The organism is Brevundimonas sp. ALps5 (assembly GCF_058681645.1).
In genome coordinates this window covers 1,217,408-1,232,475 of sequence record NZ_CM178744.1, presented here as the reverse complement: position 1 = coordinate 1,232,475, position 15,068 = coordinate 1,217,408, and the positions used below count along the sequence as shown (strand labels likewise).

The following is a 15,068-nucleotide window of genomic DNA, read 5'->3' as shown; positions in this document are numbered from 1 at the left end:
CGGTGGCTTCCGGCGGGCGGCGAAGCATCCTATGCACGGGGCATGACGCCCCACCCGCGCTGTGAAATCATCGCCGAAGCCGGCGTAAACCATGACGGGCGCGAGGATCTCGCGCTCCGGTTGGTCGAGGCCGCTGCGGAGACCGGGGCGGACACCGTCAAGTTCCAGACCTTCGACCCCGCCGAACTATCCACCGCCGCAGCGCCCACCGCCGCCTATCAGGCCGAGGCGGGTCAGGGGGCGGTTCAGTCGGAGATGCTGTCCCGGCTCGTCCTGCCCCGCGACGCCTTGTCGCGGGTCGTCGATCACGCCGGGGCCTGCGGCGTCCGGTTCCTCTCGACTCCCTTCGATATCGGTTCAGCGCAACTGCTGGTCGAGGGACTGGGCATGGAGCGGATCAAGGTCGGTTCGGGCGAACTGACCAACCTGCCCTTCCTGCTGGCCCTGGCGCGAATGGGGCGCCCCTTGCTGCTTTCGACCGGGATGGCGACGCTGGCCGAGGTCGAACAGGCCCTGGGCTGTGTGGTGTTCGGGCGGGTCGCGGGCGCCGCCGCGGCGCCGTCCCTGGCCGCCTTCGCCGAGGCCTTCGCCTCTCCCGAGGCCGCGCCGGTGCTGGCGGAGACGGTCGTGATGCAGTGCACGACCCAGTATCCGGCGCCCCACGATCAGGCCAATCTGAGCGTGATGGACGCCTATGCGGCGCTCGGCGTCCGGCCAGGCTATTCGGACCATACCCTCGGCATCGACATCGCCCTGGCCGCCGTGGCGCGGGGGGCGACGGTCATCGAGAAGCATCTGACGCTGGACCGCACCGCCGAGGGGCCGGATCACAAGGCCTCGCTGGAGCCGGACGAGATGGCGGCTCTGGTCGCCGGGGCGCGTCGCGTCTCGGAGGCTCTGGGCGATCCGGTCAAGCGACCGGTCGCGGCCGAGATCCCCAATATCGCCGTGGCGCGGCGCGGTCTGGTCGCGGCCCGGCCCATCGCGGCGGGCGAAGTCTTCAGCGCCGACAATCTGGCGGCCCGGCGCGCGGGGGGCGGTCTCGCGCCGGGGCGGCTGTGGGACCTGATCGGCCGACCCGCGACCCGGGCCTATGCGGCCGACGAGATCATCGAGGCGTGAGCGTGGGGGCTCCGGCGAGGATCGGCGTCTTCACCGCGACCCGGGCGGAATACGGTCTGTTGCGCCCCGTGCTGGCCAAGCTGGAGGCCTCGGCGCGGCTGGAGCCCGTTCTGATCGTCAGCGGAACCCATCTGTCGGAACGGCACGGGGCGACGGTCTCGGAGATCGAGGCCGACGGCCGGGCGATCGCGGCGCGGATCCCGGTCCCTCTGGCGGGCGACGACGGAATCTCGGCCGCAGGCGATATGGCGGCGGTCCTGGCCGGGGCAGCGAAGGCCTATGTCGAGCTGAAACTGGACGCCGTCATGATCCTCGGCGACCGGACCGAGGCGCTGGCGGCGGCTGCGGCGGCGGTTCCGCTGGGCCTGCCGATCCTGCATCTGGAGGGCGGGCACCGGACGGCGGGGGCCGTGGACGACGCCATCCGCCACGCCATCACCAAGCTGGCGGCGCTGCATTTCACCGCCGCCGAGCCCTACAGCCGCCGCATCGTCCAGATGGGCGAGGCGCCCGAGCGGGTCTTCACCGTCGGCGCGACGGGCGTGGACAATCTGGTCGCCTTCGGACGGTCCAGCCGGGCCGAGGCGGCGGTGATGCTGGGCCTCATGCCGGACGGGCTGGAGCCGGGCTTCCTGTTGGTCACCTTCCATCCGGAGACCCTGGCGACGCAGTCGGCCGAGGCGCAGATCGCGGCCTTCCTCAAGGGGCTGGGGACGGTCACGGACCGGAAGATCGTCATCACCCTGCCCAACGCCGATGCGGGCTCGGAAGCGATCCGGGCGGCGCTGAGGGCTTTCGCCGCCGAACGTCCCGATCAGGTCCTGACCTTCGAGTCGTTGGGTGCGCGGCGCTATGCGGCGGCCCTGACGGCCAGCGACGCCGTGGTCGGCAACTCTTCCAGCGGGGTGATCGAGGCTCCCGCGGCGGGGACGCCCACGGTCAATGTCGGCGACCGGCAGGCGGGACGGCTGAAGCCGCCCAGCGTCATCGACTGCGCCAATACGCCGGAGGCGGTCGCTGAAGCCTTGGCACAGGCGCTCGAGCCGCACTTCCGCGCGGCGGCGCGCAGCCAGCCGGCGCCCTTCGGCGACGGGCATGCGGCGGAGCGGATCGTCGAGGTGCTGGAGCGGACGGACTTCGCCGGACTGGCGCGCAAGCCGTTCGTCGATCTGGCCTAGCGGCGGACCCCGCCCAAGTCCTCTCCCATCGTCACATGGGGCCACAGGGCTTCACAGACAACGAAATCGAACAGGGTGTCGACGTCCCAGCCGCGTTCGGGCGGCATCGACCAGCTCAGGGTCCCGTCGGACTGAAAAGAGCGGTCGCGGCGGAGGATTTCCGGCCGTCCGACGTAGACGGCGCCGTTGATGATGACGGCTTCGTCCGTGGACGGATCGTTGCGCTTCCACAGGCCGTCGGCGTCCACCGAACCATAGAAGCCGGGCGGCTTGGGCATGGGGGAGACGCCGATGACCGAGGGCGCGCTGCGGGCATGGCAGAGGGCGACGGCGCCGTCGATGTCGGCTGCGGTTCGGAGCGGCGAAGTGGGCTGCAGCAGGACGACATAGTCCCAGTCGCCCCCGATGGCGGTCAGGGCGTGGTCGATGGCGTCCATCACCGAGGCCGAGGCGCTCGCCAGTTCGGCGGGCCGGCGCAGGGTCTCGACGCCCATGCTCCCGGCCAGGGCGATGACGGCCTCGTCGTCGGTCGTGACCACCAGCCGGTCCAGCGTTGTCGAGGCCTGCCCCGCCAGCAGCGTCCAGCCGATCATCGGACGACCGGCGAGCGGACGCAGGTTCTTGCCCGGAAGGCCTTGCGAGCCCGCGCGGGCGGGGACGAGGCCGAGCACCCGTTTGCCGTCGATCATGTCGACCTCCTGAAGACATAAGGATTAATGCCGGCCCCGGCCTTACGTGCGGTTAACCACGTCCGGAGAATCATGCGCGCGACAGCGGCCCGCCGGGGAGCGCGGCCGCACGGAGCAGACGGCGTGGACGATCTTTTGAAGGCCTATGCGGGCAGGCGCGTGCTGGTCACGGGCGCGGGCGGCTTCATCGGCAGCCGCCTGACCGAGCGTCTGGTCGAGCTGGGCGCGAACGTCCGGGTGCTGGTGCGCTACACCTCGGACGGCGATGCGGGCTGGCTGGACCGGTCGCCGGTCCGCCCCGACCTCGACGTGCGACGCGGCGATCTGGCCGACCGCGACAGCGTTTACGACGCGGTGAAGGACCGGGAGGTCGTCTTCCACCTCGGCGCCCTGATCGCCATTCCCTATTCCTATCTGGCGCCAGAGAGCTACGTCCGGACCAATATGATGGGCACGCTGAACGTGCTTCAGGCGGTGCGCGAGCTTGGCGTCGGCCGGCTTGTCCACACCTCGACCAGCGAGGTCTACGGCTCGGCCCAGACCATTCCGATGACCGAGGCCCACCCTCTGGTCGGTCAGTCGCCCTATTCGGCCACCAAGATCGCCGCCGACAAACTGGCCGAGAGCTATCATCGCTCCTTCGAGACGCCGGTCGTGACGCTGCGGCCGTTCAACACCTTCGGGCCGCGCCAGAGCGCCCGCGCCGTGATCCCCTCGATCACCATGCAGGCTCTGGCCGGACGTCCGGTCATGCTGGGCGACACCCGGCCGACGCGGGACTTCGTCTTCGTCGATGACACCGCCGATGCCTTCCTGAGGGCCGGGATCGTTCCCGGCATCGAGGGCCTGACGGTCCATACCGGCGGCGGGCGCGAGGTCCGCATCGGCGACCTGCCGGCCATGATCGGCAAGGCGGCCGGGATCGAGGTTGAGGTGGTCGAGGACAAGCAGCGCATCCGCCCGCCGGCCAGCGAGGTCGAACGGCTGATCGCTGATGCGTCTCTCGCCAGGGCGAAGCTGGGCTGGGCGCCTACGGTCAGTGTGGAGGAGGGGCTGGCCCGCACCGCCGACTTCATCCGCGAACATCCGCAGCTCTACCGCCCGGCGGAGTATGCGGTGTGAGCCTGCCGACCAGCTCCCCGTCCAATCTCGAGGCCCAGATGATGGGCCCGGAGACGCCGCTGCTGGCCGCGATCGAGCGGCTGGATCAGGTGCGTCGCAAGCTGATCCTTGTGGTGGACGAAGAGCGGCGGTTGGTCGGCTCGGTCTCGGACGGCGACATCCGCCGCGGTCTGATGCGGCGCCTGACCATGGACGCCCCGCTCAGCGCGGTGATGAACGCCAATCCGGTGTCGCTGAAGTCCGGCGTTTCGGACAAGGATGCGGTGCGCGCCCTGTCGGACCGCGGCGTCGGCCTGGCCCCGCTGGTGGACGGCAAGGGGCGCGTGATCGGCCTCTATCCCGATGTGCTGGGCGTAGCCGCGCCGCGTGACAATCTGGTGGTGCTGATGGCGGGCGGGCGCGGGGCGCGGCTGTTCCCCCTGACCCAGAACTGTCCCAAGCCGATGCTGAAGGTGGCGGGCCGGCCCCTGCTCCAGACCATCATCGAGCGGTTGCAGGCCCAGGGGTTCCGGCGCTTCCGTCTGGCGGTCAACTATCTGGCCGAGATGATCGAGGATCATTTCGGCGACGGCTCCAGCCTCGGCGTCGAGATCGACTATCTGCGGGAAGACCATCCGCGGGGCACGGCGGGGGCCCTGTCCCTGCTGACCGATAGTCTGGATCAGCCGATGCTGGTCATGAACGGCGACCTCCTGACCCGGATGAGCTTCGGCGAGCTGATCGACTTCCATGTCGAGCATCAGGCGAAAGCGACGCTCTGTGTTCGGGAACACAATTTCCAGTCGCCGCATGGGGTGGTCGAGACCGACGGGCCGCGCGTCACCAGCCTGACCGAGAAGCCGACCTTCCGCTGGCTGGCCAACGCGGGGGTCTATTGCCTCTCGCCCGAGGTGCTGGCGCGGGTTCCCGCTGAAGGCATGTACGACATGCCCGATCTGCTCAACGCCCTGAATGCGGACGGAGAGACCGTCGGCGCCTATCCGATCCACGAATACTGGCTGGATATCGGACGGCCTCCGGACTTCGAAAGCGCCCAGGCGGAGTTCACCGCCATCTTCGATCCGGCGGAGTAGGGCTTAGCCGCCGCCGGTGCGGCCCGTCGCCTTGCCCGTGCCCTCGCAGACCGGACAGGTCTCGCCGTCCGGAAGCGTGCCGGTCCCCTCGCATTCGGGGCAGAGGCTCGCGTCGTGATGCTGGGCCTCGGCCGGATCCACCGGGGTCAGGCCGTGGTCGTCGATGTCATGCTCTTTCATGTCGCCCTCCTTCTCCAAGCCTGAACGGTCAGGCGGGGCGTGGAGTTTCATGGCCTTTCGCCGTGACAGCGCCACGCTTCGCGTTTATCAGCCCGCCGATGATGGACGAAGTTGAACGCCAGTCGGAAGAGCGCGGCTGGGCCACGGCGAAAACCCTGGCCGAGGCCCTGCCCTATATCCAGATCTACGACCGCGAGACGGTGGTGATCAAATACGGCGGCCACGCCATGGGCGAGACCGCCGTGGCGAAGCAATTCGCCGCCGATGTCGTCCTGCTCAAGCTGATGGGCGTGAACCCAGTGGTCGTCCACGGCGGCGGCCCGCAGATCAGCGCCATGCTGGACAAGGCCGGCGTGAAGTCGAACTTCATCGACGGCCTGCGCGTCACCGACCGCGACACCATGGTCGTCGCCGAGATGGTCCTGTCCGGCGCCGTGAACAAAGAGATCGCCCACTGGATCAGTGTCGCGGGCAAGGAGGCCGACGTGCGCGGCATCGGCCTGTCGGGCAAGGACGCCGGCCTGCTGACCGTCGAGAAGACGACCCGCACCCGCCGCGACCCCGACAGTCTGATCGAGCACGAGGTCGACCTCGGCTTCGTCGGCGAACCGACCAGGGTGGACCCCAAGCTGATCGCCGGACTGATCGCGTCCGAGACCGACGACTGGGTTCCGGTCATCGCCCCCATCGGGGTGGCGGAGGACGGCATGACCTATAACGTCAACGCCGACACCGTGGCGGGCGCCGTCGCCGGATCGCTCAACGCCAAGCGCATGCTGCTGCTGACCGACGTCAAGGGCGTGCTCGACAAGAACGGCCAGCTGATCCGCCAGATGACGGTCGCCGAGGCGCAGGCGCTGATCGACGACGGCACCGCCTCGGGCGGGATGATCCCCAAGCTGCAGACGGCGATGGACGCGGTGAAGGCCGGGGTCGAGGCCGTGGTCATCCTGGACGGCCGCCGTCCCCACGCCATGCTGGTCGAGCTGTTCACCGAGCACGGCGCCGGCACGCTGGTGAAGGCGTGACGGCTGAACCCGTCGCGGCTCCCCTCGAAACGGGCGAACCGGCGACCGAACTCTCCGCCGACCTGACCGGGATCACCACCTGGCTGTTCGATCTGGATGACACCCTCTATCCGCCCGAGAAGCAGATCCTGAAGCGGGTCTCGGGCCGGATCTTCGACTATATGGTGCGGCTGACCGGCCTGCCCGAGGACGAGGCGCGGGCGTTGCAGCTGCGCTATCTGACGGACCACGGCGCGACCTTGGGCGGTCTGCTGCAGGACTACAAATTCGACCCGGCGGACTTCCTCGAAGACGTTCACAATGTGCCGCTGGACGGGCTGGAGCCTGAGCCGGGCCTGCGTCTGGCGTTGGAGCGGCTGCAGGGGCCGCGCTACGTCTTCACCAACGGCTCGACCGGACACGGACGGCGGGTGCTGGAGGCTCTGGGTCTGACGGACCTGTTCAGCGGCCTGTTTTCGATCGAGGACGCGGACCTGCTGCCCAAGCCCGCGCCCGAGACCTTCGCGAAGATGATCGCCCGCTTCGGCATCGATCCGAAGCGCACCGCCTTCTTCGAGGACACGCCGCGCAATCTGGAGCCGGCCAAGGCGCTGGGCATGACCACGGTGCTGGTCGGCCCGAGGGCGCTGACCTCGACGGACGCCTATATTGATTTCCGGGCCGCCGCGCTCGGCCCCTTCCTCGCCACCGCCCATCTTGCGGAGAAAAGCTCATGACCCTCGATCGCGCCCAACTGGAAACCGTCATCGAAAAGGCGTGGGACGACCGCGCAGAGCTGTCGCCCTCGACCCATGGCGAGGTGCGCCATGCCGTCGAACAGGCCCTGGCCTTGCTGGATTCGGGTGAGGCCCGGGTCGCCACGCGTGGCGACGACGGCGTCTGGACCACCCACCAGTGGCTGAAAAAGGCGGTGCTCCTGTCCTTCCGCCTGAATGACAACCAGATCATGCGCGCGGGCGAACGCGCCGTGGCCAGCCCGACCTCGGGCGCACCCGGCGTCGGCCCCTTCTGGGACAAGGTGCCCAACAAGTTCGGCGACTGGACCGCCGCCGACTATCAGGCCGCGGGCTTCCGTTCCGTGCCCGGATCGATCGTCCGTCAGGGCGCGCACATCGCGAAGAATGTGGTCCTGATGCCCTCGTTCGTGAACATCGGCGCCTTCGTCGACGAGGGTTCGATGGTCGACGCCTGGGCCACGGTCGGCTCCTGCGCCCAGATCGGCAAGAACGTCCACCTGTCGGGCGGCGCCGGCATCGGCGGGGTTCTGGAACCGCTGCAGGCCAATCCGACCATCATCGAGGACGGCTGCTTCATCGGCGCGCGCGCCGAGGTCGCCGAGGGGGTGATCGTGCGCGAAGGCGCGGTTCTGGCCATGGGCGTCTATCTCTCCGGTTCTACGAAAATCGTCGACCGGGCCACGGGCGAGGTGTTCCGCGGCGAGGTGCCGGCCTACAGCGTCGTGGTGCCGGGCTCCCTGCCCGATCCGAACGGCGGCCCGTCGCTCTACTGCGCCGTCATCGTCAAGCGCGTCGACGCCCAGACCCGGGCCAAGACCGGCGTCAACGAACTGCTGCGCGACTAGCCCACCAGGACGGGACGTCCGGCGCCGTCCGGGCACACCGCGCCCAGCACCGTGACGTCGGCCTCGCCGAACCTCAGGCCGAGCGTCTCGAGGATCGGATTGATCACGGCGTCCAGCACGGGGCCGAGCGGCGCCAGCAGGGTCCCGAGCGCGCTCACCAGCCCGCCGAGACCGAGCGGCAGGCCGACGATGTTGACCGTGACGTCCAGCTTCTGAAGCAGGCTGACGACGATGCCGTTGACCAGTCCGGTCGCGTGGACGGTCTTCATTGTCTGGGCGGTGATCTCCGGATCGGTGAAGGCGACGGGTTTGAAGCCCTGATCCGCGGCCTCGACCGTGGCCCGGCCCGTCAGGCTGACCAGACCCGCGACCGACATCAGGGTCGCCGGGGCCGGGGTCAGGGCCTGTTTGAAATCATCCAGCTTCGTCTCGTCGATCACCCCGATGTCGGCCCGCGCCAGGCCGGGGCGGACGCCCAGCGTCACGGTGCGCGACGGCTTGCAGGCGATGGCGTCCAGTCGCGCTTCGGACGACGCCAGCTGGATCAGGATCGGCAGATCGACCTGGGCGAGACCGGACAGTTTCTGGCTGGTCCGTGCACGGACATAGAGTCGGGTCTGGGCGGTGCGGACGATCGGTTCGCCCTTCGAGGTGACCGTGATCCAGGGCGACTGATTGGGGCGTTCGCCGATGGCCAGGTTGATCTTCAGCTCCGCGATACCGGTCTGGGCCGCGGCGGTCAGGGCGATCTGTCGCTCGCCGCCGCCGATCTCCAGCATGGCCATGGCGAGATCGAGGGTCGAGACCTTGGCGTCCAGACCTTGTGCGAGCCCGTCAGTCGCATCGGCCTCGGCCCCGATCAGATCGCCGACCTTCAGCTTCGTTCCCGTGGCGGCATTACCCAGACGCGACAGGGCGCTGGCGGACTGGCCGCCCGCGAGGGTCTCCAGAACCTTCAGGGCCCGCCCGGCGTCGACGTCATGTTTCAGCAGGGCGTCATAGTCGCCGACTTGAAGGCCCAGATCGGTCGAAAGGGCGTCGGAGAAGGTCAGCAGATTGACCTTCGCGCCGGCCAGGGCGTTGTAGTCCATGGCCGTCAGGGAGACGCTGTTGCCGGTCAGTCCGCTGACCAGCTGGTTGGCGATGCCGCCGTTCAATGAGGCCAGACGCGAGCCGATCGAGAACAGGGCGCGCGGCTCGCCCGGCGTGGCCGCCGTGCCCGAGCGGGTGATTTCCACTGAGTCCTTGCCGAGGATCCAGCCGCCGAAATAGAGGGGCGCCCGGTTGGTCAGGCTGACCCGGACGGCATTGGCCTCCGCCGTCCCGGCGGTGAAACGCCGGGCCGGAGCGACGGCCTTGTCCGAGACGTAGCGGCCCTTCAGGACGACCGTGGCGACCCCGGTTCCGGCATTGGCCAGGGCCGTCGCTCGCGCGGCCGCCTCGGCGTGATCCATGTCGCGGGCGCCGGAAAGGGCGGCCAGGTCGGCCGCGCCCTGGAGCTGGCGGGCGTGCAGGGCCAGGGAGCCCAGATCAACCGTGACCGCGGCCATGGCGCAGAACAGGCCCCCGGCCATGGCGGCCATGACCGCGATCCCGCCTCTGAGGTCGTGGATCAGCCCCTCCGGGCGGTCTCGCCGGACGCCCCGGTCTCGCTTCTCATGGGGGCGCATCTCAATAGCCGCCGATCCGGACGGTGGCCGAGCGGGTGATCAGGGTCGGGGGCTTGGGCAGGGGGCCCGCCAGCAGCATCACCGGATTGTTCTGTGCGTCATAGGCGACCTGGACGCGGATGGCCTGGGCGTCGCTGGTCACGCTGACGGTGACCAGGGCCGGATCCAGCCCGCCAGCGCCGGCCGCCTGATCGGCGACGAACGCGCGCGCCAGTTGTTCGCGCTCGGAGGCGTCCAGCCCCCCGACGGCGGCGCGCGCGCCCTCCGTCGCGAGGGACTGCACCGATTGGGCCAGCCAGAACCAGCCGCCGTAGACGACCATTCCGGCCAGCAGAAGGATCATCATCGGCCCGACCAGGGCGAACTCGATCGCCGCCGACCCCTGTCGTCGGACCGGCCCCGCGCCGCCCGCTGCCGCCTCGCTGCGAAAGTCCCGTCCCATGGCGCTCGCCTCATTTTCAGCGACAAGCGTCTCAAAGCATCATTAAACAATGATTATGGTGCAAATATCATCGTATTTTGATGTTCGAAATCTGGAGCCAGCACTGTGTCGCGGACGCCGCGCCGCCGATTTCATTTGTAATATGATTTGATCTTTTCGCTCTTGTTGCTTGACACCGGTGTCACGTCAGGCTTTGTAACCAGGCCGAAACACGGCGAGATTCTGTCCAGCCTCCAGAGAGAGCGCGGACGCCTTGGGAGGAGACCTGTCACATGAACACGCTTCGCGCGCGCGCGCTCCAGTGCGCTTCCGCCACCGCCCTGATCATGGGCGTCCTGTCCGCGCAACCGGCGCTGGCGCAATCGGCCCAGCCTCAAACCGACGCCCAGGCCCAGCCCGACGACGGCTCGACCCAGGTCGATGAGGTCGTGGTCACCGGCATCCGCGGCGCCCTGCGCAGCGCCCTGAGCACCAAGCGCAATGCGAACGTGATGGTCGACGCCATCAACGCCGAGGACATCGCCGACTTCCCCGACGCCAACCTGGCCGAATCGCTGCAGCGCCTGCCGGGCGTCTCGATCGACCGCGACAACGGCGAAGGCCGCACCATCACCGTCCGCGGCCTGGGCTCGGACTTCACCCGCGTGCGTCTGAACGGCGTCGAGGCCCTGTCGACGGCCGGCGCCTCGATCGCGGGCGACAGCCCTAACCGCTCGCGCGGCTTCGACTTCAACACCTTCGCTTCTGAACTGTTCAACTCGCTGAAGGTCCAGAAGACCGCCTCGGCCGAGACGGACGAAGGCTCGCTCGGCGCCACCGTCGACCTGCAGACGGGCCGCCCGTTCGACTATCGCGGCGCCCGCTACGCCCTGTCGGTCCAGGACGCCTATTACGAGAACGGCCAGACCAACAATCCGCGCGTCGCCGCCCTGGTCTCGGACCGCTGGCGCTTCAACCACGTCGGTGAAGTGGGCCTTCTGGGCTCGATCGCCTACAACAAGCGCGACCAGACCATCGACAGCTACCAGCGTCAGGCCGGTCAGTCGGACTACACCTACCGCGGCGCGACCTTCGCCGGCACGCCGAACATCGCCGCCGGGACTTCCATCCTGACCCGCCAGGGCTTCGCCGCCCCGACCGGCACCTCGTGTAACAACGGCGTCATTCCGGGCGTCAACATCACCAACATCTCCTACTGCGACGCCCTGCGCGGTTCGAATCTCGCGGCCTACAACCTGATCAACAATCCGATCGGTTCGACGCTGAAGAACACCAACGCCACCGGCACCGCGGCAGGCACGACCGTTTCGCCCGGCTCTCTGGTCCGCATTCCGGCCCTCCCGACCCTGAACCAGCAGGATCTGAGCCAGGAACGTGTCGGCATGACCTTCTCGGCCCAGTGGCGGCCGACCGATCGGACCACGATCAGCTTCGACGGCGTCTATTCGCAGCTCGACCAGGTTTCGACCAACTACCAGATCGTTCCGGTCGGCCTGAACCGCAACAACACCCAGGGCACCGCCAACCAGGCGACCTACCAGCTCTCGAACGCCAATGTCGGTGGAACGGCGGCCCAACGCCGCGCGCTTTACGCCACCTGTAACGCCCGCGCCGAGACCCCGATTCTGGCGGGCATCGACTGCGGCCAGCAGCTCTACGGCACGACCCCGGTCACCGGCACCCTCTCGGGCTTCAGCTTCAACCCGAACAATCTCGAGCCGTACGACTACTATAACAGCCCCACCTCGCGCGGTTTCATCGCCGACTCCACCGGTCTGGCGATGCGGAACGCCCTGATCGGTCGTCCGTCGATCCGGCTGATCGACGCGGCGCTGAGCCCGAACGGTCAGAACGCCGACTATCTGGTGCTGGGCAATGTGGATATGCGCTCGGCTGCGGACGAGGCGCGGTTCACGACGATCTTCCAGCAGGGCACGATCAACGTCGATCACCAGTTCAGCGACACCTTCCGGATGCACGCGATCTATGGCGAGAGCCGGTCGGTCAACAAATCGCAGGGGTCGCTGGTCGAGTTCACCCGCCTGAACTCGGGCACGGGCGCGGCCGGTGACGGCTATTTCGTCTATGACGCCCGCAACGGCGGCGACATGCCGTCGATGAATTTCGGTTTCGACGTCGCCGACCCGACCAAGTGGGACGTGGTCAAGGGTTTTTCGGCCATCCGCTATTTCGAGCGGGTCGTGGACAACCACTATGAAGGCGGCGCGATCGACTTCGCCTATGACGCCAACGAGAACATCACCCTGAAGTGGGGTCTCTCGCAGCGCCGCTACACCTTCTACACCACCGCCCTGCAGCGGGAATCGGCGCGTGAGACCCTGAACCCCAGCCTGCTGGAAGCCGGCGTCTCGATCGGCCAGGTGGGCGCCGTCCACGAGTTCGGTCAGGGCCTGAACCTGCCGGCCGGAACACCGACCAGCTTCTTTGCCCCGAACCTGGACGCCTTCCGCAATCTGTTCGACTTCGAGTGCAACTGCGTCAACAAGTGGAACGACTGGCGCATCTCGGAGAAGTACAACTTCGCCCAGACCTATCAGGTCCAGGAAACCGACAACTCCTTCTTCGGTCAGGTCGACTTCAACTTCCCGGTCTTCGGCCGCACCCTGCGCGGCAACGTCGGCCTGCGTCGTGCGATCACCGACGTTCAGTCGGACGGTTTCACCAACCGCGGCCGGGCGATCAACGCCGGCAACAACTACGAAAACGACCTGCCGTCGCTGAACATGGCCTATGAGGTCGCGGACAACATGATCGTCCGCCTGGGCATCGCCAAGGTCATGGCGCGTCCGATGCTCGGCAACCTGGCGCCCAGCGTCACCGCCTTCACCGTGCCCAACGCCCTGGGCGCGACCACGGGCGGCGCCATCACCATCGGCAACCCGCAGCTGAGCCCCTTCACGGCGACCAACTACGACCTCAGCTTCGAATGGTACTTCCAGCCGGACGCCCTGTTCTCGGTCGCCATCTTCGACAAGGAAATCGAGAGCTTCCCGCAGACCCTGGTCGGTGACGGCCCGCTGAGCTCCATCCTCGACACGGCCGGCATCGCCGAGCTGCGGGCCGAGTTCGAGGCCATCGCCGCCGACACGACCCAGACGGCGGCGGCGCGTCAGAACGCCCAGAACCAGGTCGACTACATCAACGCCGACCGCGCCTTCGCCATTCGCCAGTATCGCGATGCGCCGGGTGGTTATATCCGCGGCGTCGAGGTCAACTATCAGCAGAACCTGACCTTCCTGCCCTGGTACTTCGAGAACCTCGGCGTTCAGGCCAACTACACCCACCTCGAATCCGAGCTGAACTACATCCTGACGCCCCAGCCCCTGGTCACCGGCGTGGGTCCGTTCACCGGCGCCTCGCCGGATGCGTTCAACTTCACGGTCTTCTATGAAGTTCCGAAGTTCTCGGCCCGCGTTTCGGCCGCCTACCGTGCGGAATATGTGACCCAGTATCCGATCGCCTCGGGCACCACCGATCCGGGCTACTCGGACTCGCCGCTGGTCAACGACTTCCTCGGCTCGGAATCGACGCTGAACATCGACGCCTCCATGACCTACAAGCTGAACAAGCAGATCACCCTGACGGTCGAGGCGCTGAACCTGACGAACCAGACCACCAACCGCTGGGGTTACGCCGACGATCCGGTGGTGACCAACTACGGTTCGACCGGCCGCCAGTTCTTCGTGGGCGCCCGCGCGGTCTTCTAAGGGCGAGCCGAACACTTCCCCGGGCTTCCGTCCTGCCGGAGCGTCTGAACGGACGCTCCGGTTCTTTTTAGGAAGGCCGGGTGTCGCGAGACGCTCCGGTTCTTTCTGGAAGAGCTCCGGGCGCCGCCAGGCGCAAAAAAGGCCGGGCCGTCGCGCGACGGCCCGGCCTTTTGTCTTGTCCAGGGATCAGTTGATCAGGCTGCGGCGCAGGGCGGGAACGGCGATCGCCAGTTCGCGCGTCACCATGGTCGCGAAGAAGGTCGCGCCGGTCGGGCCCAGGTGAGTGTAGTCGAACGACAGCTTGGCGTCCCCCATCGGCTCGACCGCCGCATTGTTCTGGGCCGGGGCCGGCGCCGAAGAGGGTGACGGGCCGGCGGCGGCGGGCGCGGCCGGAACCGGCATCCCCGTATTGGCGGCGATGGTCGTGCCGGTCAGCAGGGCGGCGGCGACGATCGGAGAGGGAGGCGACTGGGCGAAGCCGGCGGCGAGGCTGGGGCCCATGGCCTGGACGGCGGCGGAACTGTCGGCGTTCAGGTCCAGCAGGGGCGTGTGGGTCTCGGCGGCGACGGCGCGGACGGCGGCGGCCCAGGGCTCAAGATCATTGTCCAGCTTTCCGTCCACGAACTGACGGCGCGTCAGCGGCGTGACCAGAACCGGAATGGCTCCCCGCTCCCGCGCCTCGGCGACGTAGCGGCGCAGGTTCTGCGGGAACTCGGTGGCCAGATCGGTCGAGCGGCCCGGCTTGCCCGGCTGGTCGTTGTGGCCGAACTGGATCAGCACATAGGTGTCGACATAGGCGCGCGTTCCCGAGGGGATGGTCGACGCCATTTCGGCCAGGGCGATGTCCCACGAGCCTTCCGCTCGATAGTTGCTGGTGCTGCGACCGCCGCGCGCGAGATTGATGCAGGCGACGAAGGACACGACGTGATCCGAGCAGAAGCGGCCGCCCCAGCCGCTGCCACCCTGGGTGGTCGAGTCGCCGACCAGAATGATTTTGGAGGCGCGGATCGGGCGAACGGGTTCGGGGGTCGGTGCGGCGGCGGGGGCCGTCGTGGCCGCTGTCTGGGCGAAGGCGGCGGACGCGGCCGAGGCCAGAAGAATGCTCGCAAGGGCGGCGGTCAGCAGGCGAGGCACGGGATGGGTCATGGGGACGTCAACTCTCCGAAATCGGCGGCCCCCGAAGGCGATTCTTCGGTTCAGCCCCTTGTCGCCGTCTCACGCGGCGCTACGATAGATTTATAATACAAATCAGCT

At 68.1% G+C, this 15,068-nt stretch carries 13 protein-coding genes; 8 read left to right on the top strand and 5 right to left on the bottom strand.

Annotated features, from left to right (window positions below):
• Positions 1–42 precede the first annotated feature (42 nt).
• Entirely contained in the window at positions 43–1,122 is a 1,080-nt protein-coding gene (locus tag ACW172_RS05850; protein ID WP_492034248.1) for an N-acetylneuraminate synthase family protein, read from the top strand.
• Positions 1,119–2,300, top strand: a complete 1,182-nt coding sequence (neuC, locus tag ACW172_RS05845; RefSeq protein WP_492034247.1) for a UDP-N-acetylglucosamine 2-epimerase — start codon at positions 1,119–1,121, stop codon at positions 2,298–2,300. The genes ACW172_RS05850 and neuC overlap by 4 nt, the downstream gene beginning before the upstream one ends.
• Here neuC and ACW172_RS05840 read toward each other — a convergent pair.
• Entirely contained in the window at positions 2,297–2,989 is a 693-nt protein-coding gene (locus ACW172_RS05840) for an acylneuraminate cytidylyltransferase family protein (RefSeq protein ID WP_492034246.1), read from the bottom strand. The genes neuC and ACW172_RS05840 overlap by 4 nt on opposite strands.
• A gap of 123 nt (positions 2,990–3,112) precedes the next feature.
• Here ACW172_RS05840 and ACW172_RS05835 point away from each other — a divergent pair, with 123 nt between their 5' ends.
• Positions 3,113–4,111, top strand: coding sequence for a GDP-mannose 4,6-dehydratase (locus tag ACW172_RS05835; RefSeq protein WP_492034245.1), 999 nt, complete (start codon positions 3,113–3,115; stop codon positions 4,109–4,111).
• A complete protein-coding gene (locus ACW172_RS05830; protein WP_492034244.1) occupies positions 4,108–5,184 on the top strand; it encodes a nucleotidyltransferase family protein in 1,077 nt (358 codons plus the stop codon). The genes ACW172_RS05835 and ACW172_RS05830 overlap by 4 nt, the downstream gene beginning before the upstream one ends.
• A 3-nt stretch (positions 5,185–5,187) precedes the next feature.
• Here ACW172_RS05830 and ACW172_RS05825 read toward each other — a convergent pair whose 3' ends face one another.
• Positions 5,188–5,364 carry a hypothetical protein gene (locus ACW172_RS05825; RefSeq protein ID WP_492034243.1) on the bottom strand — a complete coding sequence of 59 codons (177 nt, stop codon included), beginning with the start codon at positions 5,362–5,364 and terminating at the stop codon, positions 5,188–5,190.
• Positions 5,365–5,465: 101 nt separating this feature from the next.
• On the opposite strand from ACW172_RS05825, the gene argB reads away from it, so the two are divergent.
• From argB to dapD, 3 genes are read left to right on the top strand one after another with little or no spacing between them, the layout of a single operon-like run.
• Positions 5,466–6,392, top strand: a complete 927-nt coding sequence (gene argB, locus ACW172_RS05820) for an acetylglutamate kinase (protein WP_492034942.1) — start codon at positions 5,466–5,468, stop codon at positions 6,390–6,392.
• Positions 6,389–7,108, top strand: a complete 720-nt coding sequence (locus ACW172_RS05815; RefSeq protein WP_492034242.1) for a pyrimidine 5'-nucleotidase — start codon at positions 6,389–6,391, stop codon at positions 7,106–7,108. The genes argB and ACW172_RS05815 overlap by 4 nt, the downstream gene beginning before the upstream one ends.
• Positions 7,105–7,974, top strand: a complete 870-nt coding sequence (gene dapD, locus ACW172_RS05810) for a 2,3,4,5-tetrahydropyridine-2,6-dicarboxylate N-succinyltransferase (RefSeq protein WP_492034241.1) — start codon at positions 7,105–7,107, stop codon at positions 7,972–7,974. The genes ACW172_RS05815 and dapD overlap by 4 nt, the downstream gene beginning before the upstream one ends.
• Here the strand turns inward: dapD and ACW172_RS05805 are convergent.
• Entirely contained in the window at positions 7,971–9,644 is a 1,674-nt protein-coding gene (locus ACW172_RS05805) for a TadG family pilus assembly protein (RefSeq protein ID WP_492034240.1), read from the bottom strand. The genes dapD and ACW172_RS05805 overlap by 4 nt on opposite strands.
• 1 nt (position 9,645) lies before the next feature.
• Positions 9,646–10,086: a TadE/TadG family type IV pilus assembly protein gene (locus ACW172_RS05800; RefSeq protein WP_492034239.1), complete on the bottom strand. Its 441-nt coding sequence runs from the start codon at positions 10,084–10,086 to the stop codon at positions 9,646–9,648.
• A gap of 272 nt (positions 10,087–10,358) precedes the next feature.
• On the opposite strand from ACW172_RS05800, the gene ACW172_RS05795 reads away from it, so the two are divergent.
• The gene (locus tag ACW172_RS05795; RefSeq protein WP_492034238.1) at positions 10,359–13,814 is read left to right on the top strand and encodes a TonB-dependent receptor domain-containing protein; all 3,456 of its coding nucleotides are present in this window, start codon (positions 10,359–10,361) and stop codon (positions 13,812–13,814) included.
• Positions 13,815–14,000: 186 nt separating this feature from the next.
• On the opposite strand, the gene ACW172_RS05790 is transcribed toward ACW172_RS05795, so the two are convergent.
• Positions 14,001–14,960, bottom strand: a complete 960-nt coding sequence (locus ACW172_RS05790) for a rhamnogalacturonan acetylesterase (protein ID WP_492034237.1) — start codon at positions 14,958–14,960, stop codon at positions 14,001–14,003.
• Between the last annotated feature and the right edge of the window lie 108 nt (positions 14,961–15,068).